We start from the raw sequence: 19,137 nt of genomic DNA, 5'->3' as shown, positions 1-19,137 counted from the left end.
CCTCGGAGGAGGACGCTATGAAAGCCTGGGTTCTGCGCAAAGGGGCGACCAGCCTCGATGACCTGCATCTGGTCGAACGCGATGTGCCCCGTCCCGGCTGGGGCGAGGTGCTGATCCGGGTGCGGGCCTGCTCGCTCAATTTCCGCGATCAGGCGATTGTGCGCGGCGTCTATATCGGCGGGCCGGTGGCCGAGGATATCGTGCCCTTTTCCGATGGCGCGGGCGAGATCGTCGGGTTGGGCGATGGGGTGCATGATCTGGCGCTGGGCGACCGGGTGGCGGGAATCTTTTTCCAGCACTGGCTCGAAGGGCCGCCCAATCCGGGCGTCGGCCCCGCGCTGGGGGCCAGCGGGGCCAATGGGATGCTGGCCGAATATGTCGTGCTGCCCGCGCAAGGGGTTATCCGCATTGCCCGCACGCTCAGCTTTGAGGAAGCGGCCTGTCTGCCCTGCGCCGGGGTGACGGCGTGGAATGCCTTGATGGGCGGGCCGTGCCCTGTGCAGGCGGGCGACAATGTGCTGGTGCTGGGCACGGGCGGCGTATCGCTGATGGCGCTGCAGATCGCCAAGGCGGCGGGCGCGCGCGTGATCGCCACCAGCGGCAGCGCGGGCAAGCAGGAGCGCGTGGCGGCGTTGGGCGCGGACGCTACGGTCAATTATCGCACCACTCCGCAATGGGGCGCCGAGGCGGCCACCCATACCAATGGCGGCTTTGAGCATGTGGTCGAAGTGGGCGGGGCGGGCACGCTGGCGCAATCCATCGCGGCGGTGGGTTTTGGCGGCGAAATCGCGCTGATCGGCGTGCTGACCCGCGAGGGCGACACCAGCCCGCATGGGTTGATGATGAAGGGCGCAACCTTGCGCGGAATTTTCGTCGGGTCCAAGGCGATGGCGCTGGACCTGAACGCTTTTATCGATAGCAATCGCATCAGGCCGGTGGTCGATCGGGTATTCCCGATGGCTCAGGTCAAGGATGCCTTCGTCTATCAATCCTCGCCCGATCTGTTCGGCAAGGTCGTTATCGCGCTTTAAGGGAGCCATTATGCCTGAAATTACCGCTGCCGTTTGCCGTCAGCCCCATGGTGCGCTGACGCTTGAGACATTGCGCCTTGATGATCCGCGCGATGACGAGGTGCTGGTGCGGATCGTCGGCTCGGGCATTTGCCACACCGACCTTGCCGTGCGCGATCAGCAATTGCCCACGCCCATGCCGGTGGTGCTGGGCCATGAAGGGGCGGGCATCGTCGAGGCGGTGGGCGCGGATGTGACCCATGTGAAGCCGGGCGATCGGGTGCTGATGAGCTTCAACTCCTGCGGCACATGCCCGTGCTGTCATGCTCATGCGCCGACCTATTGCTACAATTTCTTCCCGCATAATTTTGCCGGGGCGCGGGCCGACGGCAGCTTTACCCTGCATGCGGGCGAGGAGCCGGTGCATGGCAATTTCTTCGGGCAAAGCTCGTTTGCCACCTACGCCTTGGCCACGGTGCGCAATGTGGTGCGCGTGCCCGACAGCGCGGGCGAGGTGCCTTTGGAGCGCCTTGCGCCGCTGGGCTGCGGGATGATGACCGGGGCGGGCGCGGTTTTGCGCAGCATGAAGGTGCAGGCCGGGATGCCGATTGCCATTTTTGGCGCTGGCGCGGTGGGCCTTGCGGCGGTGATGGCGGCCAAGATTGCTGGGGCCGATCCGATCATCGCGGTGGACCTGCACGAAAACCGCCGCGCTCTGGCGCTGGAGCTGGGGGCGACTCATGCGATCGACGGGCGCGATGATCCGTTTGGCAAGATCGCGGCGCTTTGTCCGCAGGGGCTGGCCTATGCCTTTGACAACACCGGCCTTAGCAGCATCATCGAGAGCGCCTTCAACCTGCTTGCTCCGCGCGGCGTGCTGGGCATCGTGGGGGCCAGCGATCCCACCGCCATGCTGACCTTCAACGAAACCGCCTTCATGGGCGGCGGGCGCACGGTCAAGGGCATCCTGGGCGGGGATTCGGACCTGTTCGGCTTCCTGCCCGAGTTGATCGAGCATCATCTGGCGGGGCGTTTTCCCTATGACCGGCTGATCGGGGTGTTTCCGTTCGAGCAGATCAATGAGGCGATTGAGGCTGGGGAAAGCGGGGCTGTGGTCAAGCCGGTGGTGGTGATGGAAGGGTAGAATTAGATGCGAGGGACTCGTCCCTCGCGCTCCCATTACTGTCTGCATTGCGCCACGGGTTCGACGTTTGGTGTCGGACGCACCCTTGGAAATTGAAAGCCTGCGGCGCCCAAAAGGATGCGTTCGCCGCGCCGCAGGCTTTAAGAATCCCATCCCACCTATAAACCCTCGCACTACCCCAAAATCGGGATTGTTAAGGGACAAGTCCCTTAACCCGCCGGAGGCACACTTCCTTCTTCACCCATCCGATAATTTCATATAGGAGAACGCAAAAGCCCGTCACAGGAGAGGACACATGCCCCATATCCGCACCACCCATGTCGGCTCGATGCCGCGTGGGGAGAACCTGACGCCGCTGCTGATCGCGCGGGACCGGGGCGAGCCTTATGATGTGGCGGAGTTTGACGCCAAGGTGTCGGCCGCTGTTGACGAGGCGGTGCGTCATCAGGTGGAATGCGGGGTCGATATTGTCTCGGACGGCGAGATCGGGAAGATCGGCTATTCGACCTATATGATCGAGCGCTTGAGCGGCTTTGGCGGCCATGTTGACCGCAAGTCCGCGCTCGATCTGGCCGAGCATCCGGCGCTGGTCAAGAAGCTGTCGGCGATGATGGGCAGCCAGGATTTCGTGCGGGCCAGTTGCATCGGGCCGATCAAGCTGGTCAATCTGGAGCCGCTGCACGAGGACATTCGCCGGTTCAAGGCGGCGCTGGCGCAAGAGGGGCGTGAGGGCACGCAGGCCTTTATGAATGCCGCCTCGCCGGGCCTGATCACCGCGTTTCAGGTCAACAAATATTACCCCAGCCACGAGGCTTACCTTGCCGATCTGGCCGAGGCGATGCGGACCGAATATGAAACCATCGTCGATGAAGGTTTCTATCTGCAGCTCGACTGCCCCGATCTGGCGATGAGCCGCCACACCGGCTATCAGGATCTGAGCGAGGCCGAATTCCTCAAGGTGGCCGAGGAGAATGTCGCCGCCCTGAACGCGGCCACCGCCAATATTCCGCCCGAGCGGATGCGGATGCACATTTGCTGGGGCAATTATGAAGGCCCGCATGACCATGACATTCCGCTGGAGCGCGTGGTCGATATCATCCTCAAGGCTCGCCCCGCCACGATCCTGTTCGAGGCGGCCAATCCGCGCCACGAGCATGAATGGAAGGTCTGGGCCGATGCCAAGATCCCCGATCACAAGGTGCTTGCGCCGGGTCTGATCGACACTTGCTCCAACTATGTCGAACATCCCGAACTGATCGCCCAGCGCATCGAGCGTTTTGCGGGCATCGTGGGCGCCGAGCGCGTGGTGGCCAGCACCGACTGCGGGTTCGGCACCTTTGCCGGTTATGGCAAGATCGACCCGGATGTGACGTGGAAAAAGCTGCGGTCTCTGCGTGAAGGCGCCGATATCGCCGGGGCGCGGCTCTGATCAGGGCTTTTACTGGGGCGTGGGCATTCTATAGGAGGGGGCATGGCTGACGCTGGAACTTCCACCTCGCATGTCAAATCGGCAATGCGCACGCTCGACATTATCGAATATGTCGTGGCGCGCGGCGGTCCGGCTGTGGCGCAGGAAATCGCCGGGGCACTGGCGATTCCGGTTTCCAGCCTGTCCTATCTCCTCGCCACGCTGGTCGAGCGGGGCTATCTGGCGCGGGCGGGGCGCAATTACCTGCCGGGGCCGGGATTGCAGCGTTTGCAGGCCCGGTCCGAGCCGACACTTGAGGATCGCGTGGCCCCGCTGGTGCGCGCGCTGCGGGTGCAGTTGAACGAGACGGCCTCCTTCTTTGTCCGCGATGGCTGGCAATTGCAGACGCTGGTGACCGAAAGCAGCGAACATGCGCTGCGCTATGCGATTGCCGTGGGCGCGCGGGCGCCGCTGCATGGGTTGGCGGCGGGCAAGGCGATTCTGGCCGCGATGCCCGACGCCGAGGTCGAGCGCTATCTGCGCGAGAGCCGCCGCGAGAGTTTTACCGAGGCCACGCTGGTGAGCGCGGCGGACCTGCGCCGCGAGATCGCCCGCACGCGTGAGCGCGGCTATGGCCGCACCGGCAGCGAATATTCGGTGGGGATTGAGGGTCTGGCCTGTGCGGCGATGGCGGATGGCGAGGTGATCGGCGCCTTTGCCGTGGCGGTGCCATCGGTGCGTTTCGATGCGGAGGTGGAGCAGCGCGTGGCCGGGCTGCTGATGCGCACGGCGGGGCTTTTTGAAGGCTGAGCCGCAGCCCCGCTTGCAATTACCCGACAAAGCTGTATGGGCGACCGCTTGCCGAATGAGGCGGGCTTTCCCGATTCTTTCGGTATTTCCGCGCGGGAGGGGCCTTCGGGCGCCGTTCGACCGCTTGATCTGAAGGGTCGGCCCGCCGGCTCGTACAGGATGAAAGGAGGCCATCATGGCCAAGAAAATTGACGGTTATATCAAGCTGCAGATCGCAGCCGGCCAAGCCAAGCCCAGCCCGCCGATCGGCCCGGCTCTGGGTCAGCGCGGCGTCAACATCATGGGTTTCTGTAAGGAATTCAACGCGGCCACCCAGGGCGTAGAGCCCGGCACCCCGCTGCCCACCGTGATCACGGTCTATTCGGACAAGTCGTTCTCGTTCGTGACCAAGACCCCGCCCGCCACCTTCTTCATCAAGAAGGCGCTGGGCCTGAAGTCGGGTTCGAAGCTTCCGGGCAAGGATTCGGCTGGCACGATCACCACCGCTCAGCTCGCTGACATCGCTCAGGCCAAGATGAAGGACCTGAACGCCAACGATCTGGACGCTGCTGTCAAGATCATCGCCGGTTCGGCCCGCGCCATGGGCATTCAGGTTGTGGAGGGCTAAGACATGGCCAAGCTGACCAAGAAGCAGAAGTCGCTCGTCGAAAAGCTGGGCGACAACCAGAATCTGCACGGCATCAACGATGCCATCGCGCTGCTGCGCGAACTCAAGAGCGCCAAGTATGACGAAACGCTCGAAATTTCGCTGAACCTGGGCGTTGACCCCCGCCACGCCGACCAGATGGTCCGCGGCATGGTCACGCTGCCCTCGGGCACCGGCAAGGACGTGAAGGTTGCCGTGTTCGCACGTGGCGACAAGGCTGAAGCGGCTCTGGCCGCCGGTGCCGACCGCGTTGGCGCTGAAGACCTGCTCGAAGACATGCAGGCTGGCAATCTCGACTACGGTCGCGTCATCGCCACGCCCGACATGATGGGCATCGTGGGCCGTCTGGGCAAGCTGCTGGGCCCCAAGGGCCTGATGCCGAACCCCAAGCTGGGCACCGTGACCCCGAACGTGGGCGAAGCGGTCAAGGCTGCCAAGGGCGGTCAGATCGAATTCCGCGTCGAAAAGGCCGGTATCATCCACGGCGGCATCGGCAAGCTCTCGTTCTCGGACGAAGCTCTGCGCGCCAACTTCGACGCTTTCGTTGACGCCATCGTCAAGGCGAAGCCGGCCGGCGCCAAGGGCAAGTATGTCCGCAAGATCGGCCTGTCGACCTCGCAGGGGCCGGGCATCAAGGTGGATCTGGCCGAAGTTCACGGCGGCTAATTCCATCGGTGGTTAATTCCATCGACGGCTGATCCGCTTCATCTTCGGATGGACAGGAATCAAGGGTCGGAAAGGGGAAACCTTTTCCGACCCTTTTCCTTTGCGGTCCAGAATTGACTGGACGTCGTTTGTGCGGCGCAGCATAGAAGGCCCATGCTGCATATCGCTGATTATGGCCGCCTGATGGACTGGATCGTGGACACTTTCGCGCCCACACAGGCCGACAAGATCGTCCACACCTATGTCGGTCTGGCGATCTGGCTGGGGGCGGGGGTGCTACTGCGGCGGCCTTTGGCCTCGCGCTGGCCGTTGATCGCGGTGATCGCGGCAGAGACCTTTAATGAGCTCTACGATTACTTCTTTCGTACGCTCTGGTCGTGGCAGGACACCAAGGGCGATATGCTCGCCACTTGGTTCTGGCCCTTTTTGCTGTTTGCGGCGCTGCGCTGGCTACCCTGGCTGACGGCGCGCGTGAAGGATTAACCTTCCGGCGTCTCGCCATATTTATAATCGATAAACCGGCTCTGGATCGCCAGCGCGTCCAGCTTGCCCTCGGCCAATTGGCGCGTCACGCTGTCCAGTTCCCCGCTCAGCCGGGTCAGGCTCTCGCTCAATTGCTGATCCGGGCTGCTGCCCGCGTGGGCCTGTCCACGCAGCGAAGGCGGCACGGCGGTATAGGCATTGACCAGCGTGGGCAGATGTTCGCCCACCAATTGCCGGACCTGCCCCACGGCGGGTGCATTTTCATCCACCCGATCAAGTTGAAGCGCCAGCCCGTCCAGTTGCCCGCCGATCCGCCCGACCAGATCGAGCGCCGGGGCGGGCAGGGCGGCCCGCTGCGCCTCCAGCCAGACCTGCGTTTGCCCGACCAACTGGCGCGCAGGCGCGGCGCGCAGCGTTTCAAGGCTGGGCACCGGCACCGCGCGGTTGCGCATCAGCATCCAGATCACCGCCACCAGCACCGCCGCCACCGCGCCATAGGACAGCCAGCCCAGCAGATGCACGATGCCGGAGAGCAGGCCGATCACCAGATTGACCAGCATGATCGCCACCACCACACTGAGCGCCAGCGCGGCGGCCTTGCGCTTTTGCCCGCTGCGGCGCAGCGCGGCTGAGCGCTGGCCGATGGGCTTGCCTGTGGCCACGCGCCGCCCGCCCGCCCGCTGATCGTTCAGCGAGGCGCGTGCGGCGGCCAGAATGGCGTCGCTGTTATGGGCGGAATTATCAGCCATGCTTATCCTTCAAGGCTGAGCAGCGAGGGGCCGTCATGGGCCACCTGCGCCGAGGACTGTCCCTGCGCGCGTGCGATATAGCCCTTGGATTTTTCCACCTCGGCCGACAGTGTGTTGACGGTCTGCTTCATCGAATCGAGCGCCTTCACCTTGAACGTGTCGATCGTGTCCATCGTGTCATAGATGTTCTGAAACGCGCGTTGCAGCGTTTCGACGGGGATCGTGCTGGCGGCGGCCTGAGCATGGATCTGCCCGGTCTGTTCCTTCAGCAGGGTGCTGGTCGAATCGATGATATTGGCGGTGGTTTCATTGAGCGCCGTGATCTGTTGCAGCACGAGGCGCTGGTTGGTCATCGCCTGCGCCACGGTCACCGCCGTGCGCAGCGCCGCGACCGTGGTCGTGCTGGCCCGGTCCACGCCCTTGACCAGCTCGACATTGTTCTTCTTGACCAGATCGAGCGCCAGATAGCCCTGCACCGTCACCGCCATTTGCGTCAGCAGATCCTGCGTGCGCTGGCGCGTGTAAAACAGTGCGCTTTCCCGCAAGGCCTTGGCCTTGGCCGGATCGGTAGCGTCCAGATCGCCCGCCTTTTCCTCGATCTTCTCGTCCAGCTTCTTGGAGATATGGATCATCTGCTCCAGATTGCCCATCGCCTCCCACAGCTTGGAGCGTTCGACGTCGATGGCCGCATTGTCCATCAACAGCTCGTCCTTGCCGCTGGCCAGCTTGTCGAGGATCGCCTTGATATGGCCCTGCGACGAGACATAGCCGTCGAAATATTTCTGCATCGAATTGCCGAACGGGATGAGGCCGAACAGCTTCTTGCCCGGCGACAATTTGCCCGCCTTGGCCGGATCGAGCGCCTCGACCGTGCGGCGCAATTCGATCAGATTGGCGCCCACGCCCTGATCCTTGTCCATCGCGCGCACCGGCCGGTCGAGAAAGCGGTTCGACATGCCCGATGCCGCCGCAATTTCCTTACGGCCCATGCTCGTCAACTGATCAACGCGCTTGCCGAATTCGGGCGAATTGGCGTCCTGCGCGATCAGGTCGGCGATGAAGCTATCGACCTTTTCATCCAGCTTGCTCTTCTGCTCGGTGGCCAGCGGGACAAGGCCCGCGGCCTGCGCAGGCGCCACCACCGGCACCGGATCGGGCGGGGTCAGCGTGATTGCCGGGCTTTCAAGCGTGCTCGCCATGACTATCCTCTTTGTTCAGATCTCGTGTATTATGAATATAACACGGTTGACGCAAGGCGCAAACCCTATGCCCGCCCGGTGACATTGGTCAGATGGGCCGGGTCGATCCCCTCGGCCCGCCATGCCGCGCTCCATCGCGCCTCAACCGGATGGTTGAACAGGATCGCCCCGCGCCCTTCGGCGGCATACCAGCCATGCTGGCGCATTTCGGCGTCCAGTTGTGCCTCGCCCCATCCGGCATAGCCCAGCGCGACCAGCCAGCGTGCCGGCCCGCGCCCTTCGGCAATCGCAGCCAGAATGTCGCGGCTGCCCGTCAGGCTCCACTGATCGCTGACCAGCAGCGTGCCTTCGCCCTTCCAGTCGGGGCTGTGCAGGACAAAGCCGCGTTGAGGCTCGACGGGGCCGCCGTGATGCACTTCGCAATCGGGGGCCAGCCCGGTGGGAATATTGAGATCATCGAGCAGATTGTGCAGCGTAACGCCTTCGAGCACCTGACCCACGCCAATGCCCAGCGCGCCATCCTTGTCATGCATGCACAGCGCCAGCACCGCTTCTTCAAAGCGCGGATCAGGCATGCCGGGCATGGCCAGCAGCAGGCGTCCGGCAAGGGATTGCGCTTCAATCATCAGCTAAAGGTAAGCGGGAAAGGACAATTCTGCAAGCTGCGCTATTTACCGATTACCGCAGGCGTATAGCATTCGACCACCAGCGCCAGCGGTGATCCATCGGGCAGGCGCAGCAGCGCGCGATGCGAAAGCACCGTATCACGCGGGCAACCGGGCGCCGCCCCGCGCACCGCCCCCAGTCTTTCGCGGGTAAAGCCCAGCGGGCCCGCCACCTTGCCAAAAGGCGTGTCGGTGGTGTCCAGCGTCTGGTTCATCGCCGGGGTCAGCCTCTGGCGCGCATACCAATTATGCGCCTCGGACAGAACCTTGCCGCCGCAGGACAGGCGGACATGGCGATAGGCCGGTTCCTGATCCTCGGAGAGCTTGAGCGTTTCGTCCAGATCGGGCGGGGGCATGGTGTCCTCGCCCTTGACCTGGGCGGCCTTGATGGTGGCCGGATCGGCCAGATGTCGGGCCTCGCACCATTGGCCCAGCGCGGCGGTCGCGCTGTCCTGCGCGGCCAGGGTCGCCTCAAAGGCCGACAGCGACCCGGCATGGGCCAGTAACAGTGCCAGCAGCATCAGATCCCGCCCAGCACCGGATCGCGCCCCATCGCCTCCAGCGCCGCCGATAGAGCCGTCACGCAGGCCGCCAGTTGCTCGGCATCGGTCGAGCGGATCACGAAATTCGAGCCCGTGCGCCCATCGCGGAAAAAGGGATAGGAGCCGATCGAGACGCCCTCGTGGTCCTTCTCGGTCTGGGCCAGCAATTGCACCACCTCGCTCTCGCCCACCCAGCAGCCGACCGTTTCGGCCAGCACCGGCAGGCCGCCTTCCAGCGATCCGGTCAGCGCATCGAGCATGCCCGCCGTAATCATCGGCACGCCGGCCATGATATAGATATTGCCCCAATGGATGCCCGGCGCCCCCGAATAGCGGTTGGGGATCAGCCCCGCGCCCTCGGGCACGCGGGCCATGCGCAGCCGCATCTCGGTCAATTCGCTGCCGCGTGAGGCGTAATAGTCGGCCAGAATCTGCCGCGCCTCGGGGTGGACCACCACGGGCACGCCCAGAGCCTGCGCAATCGCATCCACCGTGATGTCATCATGGGTGGGGCCGATGCCGCCGGTGGTGAAGAGGTAGTCATTGCGCACGCGCAAAGTGTTGACCGCCTCGACAATCGCATCCGTATCGTCGGCCACCACGCGCACTTCGCGCAGGCGGATGCCCTGAACCCCCAACCAGCTCGCGATCTGGGCAATATTCTTGTCCTGCGTGCGGCCGGAAAGGATTTCGTCGCCAATCACCACCAGCGCAGCGGTGAAGATGCGGGGCGAGGGAGAAGCTGATTCAACCATGGCCACAGGGGTAAGCAGACTGGCGCGGCGCGGCAAGGCGGGAAAAAGGGCAAAACTGTGCAAATCTTGCCAGAATCCAATGGAGGCTGCGGATTGCGGGCAAAAAAAACCCGGCCGGAGCCGGGCTTTGGAAGTTTTGGGAGAGGATGCCTAAAAGGCCCGCTCCTTAAGCCTGACAACGCTGACTATTGCAAATGCGAAAAGTGCGTCAATTGTTGCGCAAAACGCAAAGGATGGATTGCCCTTTACGCAATCACCCCAAAAAGGTCATGCGCATCAGCATCTTCGATCAGAACATCAACGATGTCGCCCGATTTCAGATCCTGCGGCACATCGCGCAAAAGCACCTGTCCGTCGATCTCGGGGGCATCGGCCTGGCTGCGGCCGGTGGCGCCCATGTCGCCATCTTCGTCGGGTTCGCCCACTTCGTCGATGATGACGCGAATCACGCGGCCGACCTTGGCCTGAAGCCGCGCGGCGCTGATCGCCTCGGTTTTTTCCATCAGGCGGGCGAAACGCTCCTCCTTGACCGCCTCTGGCACAGCGCCGGGCAGGTCGTTGGCGGTGGCGCCCTCCACCGGCTCAAACCGGAAGGCGCCCACGCGGTCGAGCTGCGCCTCGTCCAGCCAGTCGAGCAGATATTGGAAATCCTCCTCGGTCTCGCCGGGGAAGCCGACCACGAAGGACGAACGAATCGCCAGGTCGGGGCAGATTTCGCGCCATGCCTTGATGCGTTCCAGAACGCGCGCCTCATTGGCCGGACGCTTCATCGCGCGCAGCACATTGGGGGCGGCATGCTGGAAGGGAATGTCGAGATAGGGCGTGATCAGGCCCTGCGCCATCAGCGGGATGATCGCATCGACATGGGGATAGGGATAGACATAATGCAGCCGCACCCACGGGGCCTCGCCCTCGGGCGTGCGAAGCTGCCCCAGTTCGCGGGCCAGATCGGTCATATGCGCGCGGACCTCGCGGTCCTTCCACGTGCGGCTTTCGTGGCGAATGTCGACGCCATAGGCCGAGGTGTCCTGCGAGATGACCAGCAGTTCCTTGGTCCCTGCGGCCACCAGCTTTTCGGCCTCGCGCAGCACCGCGTCGATGCGGCGGCTGGCCAGTTTGCCGCGCAGTTGCGGGATGATACAGAAGGAGCAGGAATGATTGCACCCTTCCGAAATCTTGAGATAGGAATAGTGGCGCGGGGTCAGCTTGACCTCGCCGTCGGCCCCGGCGGGGATCAGATCGACAAACGGCCCGCGCGTGGGCGGCGCGGCCTCGTGCACCGCATCGACCACCTGCTCATACTGATGCGCGCCGGTGACGGCCAGCACATCGGGGAAGCGGGCGCGGATCACCTCGGCTTCGTTGCCCATACAACCGGTCACGATCACGCGGCCGTTTTCGGCAATCGCCTCGCCAATCGCGGCCAGAGATTCCTCCTTGGCCGAATCGAGGAAGCCGCAGGTGTTGACCAACACCACGTCCGCCCCGACATAATCGGGCGCAAACGCATAGCCATCTGCGCGCAGGCGGGTCAGGATGCGCTCGCTGTCGACCAGCGCCTTGGGGCAGCCGAGGCTGACCATGCCAACCTTGGGGGATTCGGGAATTTTTGTCAGCTTGTCACTCATGGGCTGCGCCCCTACGCTAAAATGGCGAATAAGGCCAGTTGCGGCGCAATCGCCCCGAACAAAGGAATAAGCGCATGGGTCCGGTAAACTGGTTGGCGATTGGCGTGGCGGCGCTGGTGGCGGGCCTGCTGGCGTTTCCGTGGTATGGGCTGATGCGGGCGGCGCGCAGCCCTGCGCCTGTGCGCCTGCTGGCGCTGGTGTTTCCGGCATGGCTGATCGGGCATAATTTTGCCCGGGTCGGGGCCGAAACGCTGGCGGCAAAGCCTTGGCTTTACTGGATGATGTCGGGCGGGTTTGCGCTGTTCATCGCCATTCCGGCGGGGGCGGCGCTTTATGGCCGCCACGGCATTGCCGGGCGCGAGGCGGCGGCTGACGCCGGTTATGTCTTTGTCGCCTTCATGGCGATGGGCACGGTATTTTGGGCCATGGCATAATCTTCAGTGCGCGCCATAGATCGAGGCGGGCATCTCCTCGCCATCGATCCGCATGATGATCATCCGACGCTCGTAACCTTCGCCCTCAAATGCATTACGCCGCACTCCACCCCGAATCGACCAGCCGCCCGCGTGCCATAGGAGGCAAGGCGTGTCTGGTTCAACGGGCGGGCTTTTTCGCGGCGGATGATGGCGTGTCGGATTTGCCGGGGGCCTTGCCCGCGCCCTTCTTGCCCTCGCTCAATGCCTTTTGCGCAGCGGCATCCTCCTTCTCGCCCTTGCCCGCATCGCGGCGAGGCAGCAGCGGCAGCGGGTTGACCGGATCGTCATTGCGGCGGATCTCGAAATGCAATTCGTCGCGCGTGGCCCGGCCCGAATGGCCCACAAGGCCCACCCGCTCATGCGCCTTGACGCTGTCGCCGCGCTTGACCGTCAGTTTGGACAGGAAGCCATAGGCGGTCTGCCATCCCTTGCCATGGTCGATTACCACCAGATTGCCGAAACTGTCAGGCTCACGCCCCGCAAAGAGCACCTCGCCCGGTGCGCTGGTGCGCACAGCCTCGCCCTCGGGCGCAACAATATCGAGCCCGTTGTGGAAATCGCCGCCGCCCATGTCGCGGCTCTTGGCCACGAAACCGCGCCGCATCCGCCCTTCCAGCGGCCAGAGGAAGCGAGGCCTGGCATCGGTCTTGGCCTCGCTATCGGGCGCAGCCTCATCGGCAGATTTATCCGCCTTGGCCGCATTCGTCTTGGCCATATCCGCTTTGCCCGCGCCATCGGGCTTCAGCACGGTGGGGATCAACAGCTTCTGTCCCTCACGCAGCCGAGCATTGGGCTCCAGCCCATTGGCCACCGCGATGGAAGGGTAGGATACGCCATAGCGATAGGCGATGTCGAAACCCGTTTCGCCCGCCTTGACCACATGGTGGCGCGTGCGCGGCAGAAACAGCTTTTGCCCGGCATGGACCGCGTAATGCGGCGGCTTGAGGTGGTTGGCCTCGATGATCAGGATCTTGGGCACCTTGGCCCGGTTCGCGATCCCGCCCAGCGTTTCGCCCGGCACCACCACATGCTCGCTCTCTTCTTCCAGCGGCAGCGGCGTGGGCAGATCGCCTTCGGCGCGGGGGCGGCTCTTGGCCGTCTGCGCCCAAGCACCGGGCGCGCCGATGATCAGCGAACCCGCCACCAGCGCGGCCATGCGCCAACGCGCTTTGCTCATTGAGCGAACCGCCCGGCCAGCGCGGCCAGCGAGGCGTCATGCGTCAGATCAAGCTGAAGCGGGGTGACCGAGATGAAGCCGTCGGCAATCGCCTCAAGATCAGTGCGGTGGCCCAGCGTATGTTCGATACCGTGCAGGCCGAACCAGAAATAGGGATAGCCGCGCGGGTCGACGCTTTCGACCACCGATCCGCGGGCGTAATCGTGAAAGCCCTGACGCACCACGCGGATGCCCTGAACGTCACCGGCGCGCAAGGGGGGGAAATTGACATTGACCAGCGTACGCGGCGCAAAAGGCGTGTCGATCAGTGGGCGCAGCACCTTTTCGCCCCATTGCTCGGCGGCATCGAAGGAAACATCGTCGCCCACGCCCTCCTTGGAATAGACCTGAGACAGCGCGATCGAGCGGATGCCCGCCAGCGTGCCCTCCATCGCGGCCGAGACCGTGCCCGAATAGGTCACGTCATCGCCCAGATTGGCGCCGCGATTGACGCCCGACAGGATCAGATCGGGCGCCTCGGGCAAGACCTTGCGCAGGGCCAGCGTGACCGAATCGGTGGGCGTACCGGTGACCGAAAAGCGGCGCTCGCCATGACAGCGCAGCCGCACCGGGCGCGTCAGCGTCAGGCTGTGCCCGGCTCCCGATTGCTCCTCGGAAGGCGCCACGATCCAGATGTCGTCGGAAAGGGTGCGCGCGATGGCTTCCAGAACCTTGAGGCCGGGCGCGTGAATCCCGTCGTCATTGGTCAGGAGGATGCGCATGCCTTGGCCCTTTCATTAAGAAATCAACCACCCGGCCTTACAGCCAAGCGCGCCGCCCCGCAACGAAAGCAGGACGGCGCGACAGGGATTTCTTGGTCGATTTGGCGGTCAGATTTCCAAAATGGGCCAGTCTTGGGGGTCAAATATGTTTTTTGGCCGCCTTGGCGGCATCATCGACCGCATCGTCGGCCTTGTCTGCGGCCTTGTCGATGGCTTTGCCGATCTGGTCGGCGGTGTGGTCGATGGCGTTGCTTTTGGCGGTTTCGCTGGCATCATACCGGTTAAACAGGACCAGCCCGCCCACCAGCACCGCCAGCAGCAGGATGACCAGCAGGATGGTGCCGGTGCTGCTTCTTTCGACCACGATGATCCGGGGTTCGCTCCGCTGTTCTGTCATGGTCCGCGCTCCTTTGCTGCCGATGCCTGATGGAAGAGGCACCGGCGGCAAAGGTTCCATGATCGGTTAGAGCGCGGTGATGCGATCCAGCCCGCCCATATAGGGGCGCAGCACCTCGGGAATGGTCACCGAGCCATCTTCGTTCTGATAGTTTTCGAGGATCGCCACCAGCGTGCGGCCCACGGCAAGGCCCGAACCGTTGAGCGTGTGAACGAATTTCGTGCCCTTCTCACCCGCAGGGCGATAGCGCGCGTTCATGCGGCGTGCCTGAAAATCGCCGCAGTTCGAGCAGGAGCTGATCTCGCGATACTTGCCCTGACCCGGCAGCCAGACTTCGAGGTCATAGGTCTTGCGCGCGGAAAAGCCCATGTCGCCGCTGCACAGCAGGATCCGGCGATAGGGCAGGTCAAGGCTTTGCAGGATATGTTCGGCAGCCCCCGTCATGCGCTCGTGTTCATCATCGCTTTGTTCGGGCGTGGTGATGGAGACGAGTTCGCACTTGTCGAACTGATGCTGACGGATCAGGCCGCGCGTGTCCTTGCCCGCCGCGCCCGCTTCGCTGCGGAAGCAGAGGGTAAGGGCGGTGAAGCGCAAGGGCAGGTCGCCGTCGAGGATCTGTTCGCGCACCAGATTGGTCAGCGACACTTCGGCGGTGGGGATCAGCCAGCGGCCATCGGTGGTGGCAAACAGGTCTTCGGCAAACTTGGGCAATTGCGCGGTGCCGAAAAGCGCATCGTCGCGCACCAGCACGGGGGGCACGACTTCCTGATAGCCGAAAGTCTCGGTGTGGGTGTCGAGCATGAATTGGCCGATGGCGCGGTTTAAACGCGCAATAGGCCCGCGCAGATAGGCAAAGCGTGCGCCCGAAACTACCTGCGCGCTTTCGAAATCGAGGCCCAGCGCGGCGCCGATGTCGAAATGCTCGCGTGCATTGGCGATTTCGACCGGTTCGCCCCAGCGGGCCACTTCGGCATTGTCATTCTCGTCCGCGCCCTGCGGCACTTCATCAACGGGCAGGTTGGGGATCGTGGAGAGCAGATCGACCAGCACCTTGTCGGCGCTCCGCTTGGCTTCTTCCTTGGCGGGCAGATCGAGTTTGATCGCCTCGACCTCGGCCTTGAGCGCGGCCGCGCCTTCCTTGTCACCCTTGCCCATCAGCGCGCCGATCTGCTTGGACGCGGCATTGCGCGTCGCCAGCATCGTGTCCACCGAGGTCTGAGCCGAGCGCGCCTGCGCGTCCGCCTCAAGAATAGTGGCCGAAAGCGGCTCAAGACCACGGCGCGCAAGGCCGGCGTCAAAAGCTGCGGGGTTTTCGCGGATGAATCGAATGTCGTGCATAGGGTAAGGCGGGTATGGGGTGGGCCGGTTTTGGTCAAGTCCCTATGGGGATTGCGCCATCAGCCCCGGCCATCCGGCCTGATACTGTGGGCGGGCGCTGAGGCCCGCCGCATCACAAAATTTTCAATCGCGGGTGCGATCGCAGAAGGAGCGCAGCCGGTCCTCATCCACTTCATTCTGAACATCGACGCGGATCTTGCCAAGGAAATTGCGGATTTCCACTTCGCCCAGATTATTGCCGTCACCGATCCACTTTTCGATGTCGGTAATCTGCGTGCGGTCAACGGTGAAAGACTTGAAAGGGATTGGCATGCCCATGGCAATTTCCTCGATGTTTTATGAAAAGGCTAAATCAGGATCATCGTCTGGCCATGTCTTGTATAGGTGATTCTGGTTACTAACGGATTAAGTGGTGATACTTATAGTTGGTGGGCAAGAGGTGCCTCCGGCGGGCAAAGGGCGGGGGCCCTTTGCAATCCCGTTAATGGGGTAGCGCTTTGGTTGGCACGGATGTGGATTGGGTGATCATTGAAAGCCTGCGGCGCGGCGATCTTGCGCTGTATGGCGCCGCAGGCTTTCATTTTCCCAATGCTGCGCCGATCCATGGCGGCTGATCCATAGGCGCAACAAAGACAGTATCGGGATTGCCAAGGGACAAGTCCCTTGGCCCGCCGGAGACAAACCCTTTTACCCCTTCAACGCCGCATCCAACGCCGCCTTATCCAGCTTCCCCTCCCAGCGCGCGACCACGACCGTGGCCACCGCATTGCCGACGAAATTGGTCAGGCTGCGGCATTCGGACATGAAGCGGTCGACGCCAAGGATTAGCGCCATGCCTGCCACCGGCACGGATGGCACGATGGAAAGCGTGGCCGCCAGCGTAATGAAGCCCGCGCCCGTCACCCCCGCCGCGCCCTTGGACGACAGCATGGCCACGCCCAGCAAGAGCGCCTGCTGGCCCAGCGTCAGGTCGACATTGCAGGCCTGCGCAATAAACAAAGCGGCCAGCGTCATGTAAATATTGGTGCCGTCGAGGTTGAACGAATAGCCCGTGGGCACGACCAGCCCCACCACCGCCTTGGGGCAACCGGCGCGCTCCATCTTTTCGATCAGCGCGGGCAGCGCGCTTTCCGACGAGGACGTACCCAGCACCAGCAGCAGTTCGGATTTGAGATAGGCCAGCAGGCGTAAAATCGAAAAGCCCGCAAAGCGCCCCACAATCCCCAGCACCACCACCACAAAGAGCAGCGAGGTCAGGTAGAAAGTCGCCACCAGCGCGACCAGATGGGCCAGACTGTGGACCCCATACTTGCCGATGGTAAAGGCCATGGCGCCAAAAGCCCCCAGCGGCGCGGCCTTCATCACAATGGACACCAGCCGGAAAAAGACCGTCGAAACGTCCTCCAGCACGCCCAGCACCCGTTCGCCAACCTCGCCCACCGAGGCCAGCGACACGCCGAACAGGATCGCCACCACCAGCACTTGCAGGATATTGCCCTCGGTCAGCGCCGAGACATAGGTTTCGGGCACCATCGCGTTGATAAAGCCCATGATTGAGCTTTCATGCGCCTTGGCGGCATAATCGGCCACCTTGCTGGCATCGAGGCTGGCCGGATCGATGTTCAGCCCCGCGCCGGGCCGCACCGTATTGGCCACGATCAGCCCGACGATCAGCGCCAGCGTCGAAAAGGTGAAGAAATAGGCGAAGGCCTTGGCCGCAACCCGCCCCACCGAGGACAGATCGCGCATCCCCGCAATGCCCGTGACGATGGTCAGGAAGATCACCGGCGCGATCACCATCTTGACCAGCTTGATGAAAATATCGCCCAGCGGCTTCATCGCCTCGCCCGCATCGGGCGCGAAATGGCCCAGCGCCACGCCGGCCGCAATCGCCATCAACACTTGCGCGTAAAGATGACCGTACCAGCGCTTGGTCGCCGGCTCGGCCAGAGTGGAAACGTCAGGAATATGCATGAGGGCCTTTCGCGCATCGGTTTGCCCCCATGATAGCGGCTGAACCCATGCGCGAAAGGGGGATGGCTACGCCTTATCGCTTATCCGCGGCGCAGCAGGAGTTTGCCGGGGCTGCGGAAATTGGACGAGGGCACCCATTCGAGTTGTTCCTCGACGCGGCTGAATTCCGGCACGGCGGTCAGGAATTCCTCAAACAGGATCTGCACCGCCACCCGCGCCAGCATCGAGCCGAGGCAGGCATGGACCCCGCCGCCAAAGCCCAGATGGCGTTTGGGCCGCCGGGTGATGTCATAGGTGTCGGGGTCGTTGAACACCGCGCTGTCGCGGTTGGCCGAACCATAGGCCAGCATGATGAAATCGCCCGCCTTGATGGTTTTCCCATACAGTTCAATATCCTGCGTCGCGCAACGCTTGAACCGTTGGGCCGAGGTGTTGAAGCGCAAGGATTCCTCTATGGCATCGGGCAGCAGCGAGAGATCCGCGCAGATTGCTCGCCGCGCATCAGGAAAATCGGCCATGTTCAGCGCGAACATGCCCATAAAGCCCGAGAGCGATTCAATCCCCGCCATAATCAGCGTGGTGACGGTAAGCTGCACTTCCTTGTCGAGCAGCTTTTCCCCGTCGATTTCGGCGGTGATGAAGTTGGAGAGCAGATCGTCGCCCGGATTGGCCTTGCGCTCCTCGACGATGCGCGCGGCATAATCAGCCATCCATTGAAACGCGGCCAGATGGGCCGGGCTCTTTTGCCGCGTGACCGGATCGGTCTGGACCATCAGCACCGCATTGTCGCGCACCTCATCGGCGTTTTCCGGCGGCAGGGCAAAGAGATAGAAGATGAGATCAAGCGTGACCGCGCCGCCCAGCTCGCCCACGAAATCGAACACATCCTTGCCCTCGATGGCCGCCAGATGCCGCCGCACCGAGGCGCGCGCCGGTTCGATCACATGGTCGAGCGCCCGCTTGGTCATCGCGCTTTGCACCAGCGCGCGCAGGCGGTCATGGCGCGGCGGATCGCTGCTGCCCAGCGTTGCTCCGGCGCGACCGGGGAATTCATTGATAAGATTGCCCTTGGCCGAAGAATAGAGCCGCCAGTTCTGCAAGGCGTTCAAAATATCCTCATGGCGCGAGAGCACCCACATGCCCGCCTCCTCGCTCCAGAAACAGGGATGCTCCTCGCGCAGGACTTTATAGGCGGGATAAGGATCGGCATCGTTTTGGGGAGAATAGGGATCGAATCGGAATGGTCGATTCAGCGTGATCTGGCTCATCTTGCATATCCTCTCATGGTTTCTATGCCGCCATGATTGCC

The 19,137-nt window shown here is 63.2% G+C and carries 21 protein-coding genes; 8 read left to right on the top strand and 13 right to left on the bottom strand.

The window, feature by feature from the left end:
• Window positions 1–17: 17 nt before the first annotated feature.
• The 7 genes from GGR38_RS02405 (at window position 18) to GGR38_RS02375 (ending at window position 6,167) form a co-directional block, all read left to right on the top strand.
• A complete protein-coding gene (locus GGR38_RS02405; RefSeq protein ID WP_183622241.1) occupies window positions 18–1,031 on the top strand; it encodes a zinc-dependent alcohol dehydrogenase family protein in 1,014 nt (337 codons plus the stop codon).
• Window positions 1,032–1,041: 10 nt separating this feature from the next.
• A complete protein-coding gene (locus GGR38_RS02400; protein WP_183622240.1) occupies window positions 1,042–2,154 on the top strand; it encodes an NAD(P)-dependent alcohol dehydrogenase in 1,113 nt (370 codons plus the stop codon).
• A 295-nt stretch (window positions 2,155–2,449) separates the two neighbouring features.
• Entirely contained in the window at window positions 2,450–3,583 is a 1,134-nt protein-coding gene (locus tag GGR38_RS02395) for a cobalamin-independent methionine synthase II family protein (protein WP_183622239.1), read from the top strand.
• A gap of 42 nt (window positions 3,584–3,625) precedes the next feature.
• Entirely contained in the window at window positions 3,626–4,372 is a 747-nt protein-coding gene (locus GGR38_RS02390; protein ID WP_246404175.1) for an IclR family transcriptional regulator, read from the top strand.
• 175 nt (window positions 4,373–4,547) lie between these two features.
• Window positions 4,548–4,979, top strand: a complete 432-nt coding sequence (rplK, locus tag GGR38_RS02385; protein ID WP_183622238.1) for a 50S ribosomal protein L11 — start codon at window positions 4,548–4,550, stop codon at window positions 4,977–4,979.
• Between the two features lie 3 nt (window positions 4,980–4,982).
• Window positions 4,983–5,684 (top strand): 50S ribosomal protein L1, encoded by a 702-nt coding sequence (gene rplA, locus GGR38_RS02380; RefSeq protein ID WP_183622237.1) that lies wholly within the window; start codon window positions 4,983–4,985, stop codon window positions 5,682–5,684.
• 153 nt (window positions 5,685–5,837) lie between these two features.
• Window positions 5,838–6,167 carry a hypothetical protein gene (locus tag GGR38_RS02375; protein ID WP_183622236.1) on the top strand — a complete coding sequence of 110 codons (330 nt, stop codon included), beginning with the start codon at window positions 5,838–5,840 and terminating at the stop codon, window positions 6,165–6,167.
• Here the strand turns inward: GGR38_RS02375 and GGR38_RS02370 are convergent.
• The 6 genes from GGR38_RS02370 to rimO form a co-directional block, all read right to left on the bottom strand.
• Entirely contained in the window at window positions 6,164–6,916 is a 753-nt protein-coding gene (locus GGR38_RS02370; protein WP_183622235.1) for a hypothetical protein, read from the bottom strand. The genes GGR38_RS02375 and GGR38_RS02370 overlap by 4 nt on opposite strands.
• A 2-nt stretch (window positions 6,917–6,918) precedes the next feature.
• The gene (locus tag GGR38_RS02365; protein WP_183622234.1) at window positions 6,919–8,115 is read right to left on the bottom strand and encodes a toxic anion resistance protein; all 1,197 of its coding nucleotides are present in this window, start codon (window positions 8,113–8,115) and stop codon (window positions 6,919–6,921) included.
• A 65-nt stretch (window positions 8,116–8,180) separates the two neighbouring features.
• On the bottom strand, window positions 8,181–8,741 hold the full coding sequence (locus GGR38_RS02360; protein WP_183622233.1) for a YqgE/AlgH family protein: 561 nt from the start codon (window positions 8,739–8,741) through the stop codon (window positions 8,181–8,183).
• 41 nt (window positions 8,742–8,782) lie between these two features.
• The gene (locus GGR38_RS02355) at window positions 8,783–9,301 is read right to left on the bottom strand and encodes a hypothetical protein (RefSeq protein ID WP_183622232.1); all 519 of its coding nucleotides are present in this window, start codon (window positions 9,299–9,301) and stop codon (window positions 8,783–8,785) included.
• Window positions 9,301–10,077, bottom strand: a complete 777-nt coding sequence (locus GGR38_RS02350; RefSeq protein ID WP_183622231.1) for a competence/damage-inducible protein A — start codon at window positions 10,075–10,077, stop codon at window positions 9,301–9,303. The genes GGR38_RS02355 and GGR38_RS02350 overlap by 1 nt, the downstream gene beginning before the upstream one ends.
• Before the next feature lie 245 nt (window positions 10,078–10,322).
• Window positions 10,323–11,705: a 30S ribosomal protein S12 methylthiotransferase RimO gene (rimO, locus tag GGR38_RS02345; RefSeq protein ID WP_183622230.1), complete on the bottom strand. Its 1,383-nt coding sequence runs from the start codon at window positions 11,703–11,705 to the stop codon at window positions 10,323–10,325.
• A gap of 74 nt (window positions 11,706–11,779) precedes the next feature.
• Between rimO and GGR38_RS02340 the strand changes: the two genes are divergently transcribed.
• On the top strand, window positions 11,780–12,139 hold the full coding sequence (locus GGR38_RS02340) for a DUF1761 domain-containing protein (RefSeq protein ID WP_221226956.1): 360 nt from the start codon (window positions 11,780–11,782) through the stop codon (window positions 12,137–12,139).
• 160 nt (window positions 12,140–12,299) lie between these two features.
• Here the strand turns inward: GGR38_RS02340 and GGR38_RS02335 are convergent, their stop codons facing one another.
• From GGR38_RS02335 to GGR38_RS02305, 7 genes are all read right to left on the bottom strand, one after another.
• Window positions 12,300–13,358 carry a peptidoglycan DD-metalloendopeptidase family protein gene (locus GGR38_RS02335; RefSeq protein ID WP_183622229.1) on the bottom strand — a complete coding sequence of 353 codons (1,059 nt, stop codon included), beginning with the start codon at window positions 13,356–13,358 and terminating at the stop codon, window positions 12,300–12,302.
• Entirely contained in the window at window positions 13,355–14,119 is a 765-nt protein-coding gene (surE, locus tag GGR38_RS02330) for a 5'/3'-nucleotidase SurE (RefSeq protein ID WP_183622228.1), read from the bottom strand. Before surE ends, GGR38_RS02335 begins: the two co-directional genes overlap by 4 nt.
• A 139-nt stretch (window positions 14,120–14,258) precedes the next feature.
• A complete protein-coding gene (locus GGR38_RS02325; RefSeq protein WP_183622227.1) occupies window positions 14,259–14,516 on the bottom strand; it encodes a hypothetical protein in 258 nt (85 codons plus the stop codon).
• Window positions 14,517–14,582: 66 nt separating this feature from the next.
• Window positions 14,583–15,854 (bottom strand): serine--tRNA ligase, encoded by a 1,272-nt coding sequence (gene serS / locus GGR38_RS02320; protein WP_183622226.1) that lies wholly within the window; start codon window positions 15,852–15,854, stop codon window positions 14,583–14,585.
• 123 nt (window positions 15,855–15,977) lie between these two features.
• Window positions 15,978–16,172 carry a hypothetical protein gene (locus tag GGR38_RS02315; RefSeq protein ID WP_183622225.1) on the bottom strand — a complete coding sequence of 65 codons (195 nt, stop codon included), beginning with the start codon at window positions 16,170–16,172 and terminating at the stop codon, window positions 15,978–15,980.
• Window positions 16,173–16,541: 369 nt separating this feature from the next.
• On the bottom strand, window positions 16,542–17,828 hold the full coding sequence (locus GGR38_RS02310) for a dicarboxylate/amino acid:cation symporter (RefSeq protein WP_183622224.1): 1,287 nt from the start codon (window positions 17,826–17,828) through the stop codon (window positions 16,542–16,544).
• Between the two features lie 80 nt (window positions 17,829–17,908).
• A complete protein-coding gene (locus GGR38_RS02305; RefSeq protein ID WP_183622222.1) occupies window positions 17,909–19,096 on the bottom strand; it encodes a cytochrome P450 in 1,188 nt (395 codons plus the stop codon).
• Window positions 19,097–19,137: the final 41 nt, after the last annotated feature.

Source organism: Novosphingobium sediminicola (assembly GCF_014196525.1).
Lineage (GTDB): Bacteria > Pseudomonadota > Alphaproteobacteria > Sphingomonadales > Sphingomonadaceae > Novosphingobium > Novosphingobium sediminicola.
Note: the sequence above shows the minus strand (reverse complement) of the source record. Positions and strands in the feature narration are given on the sequence as shown.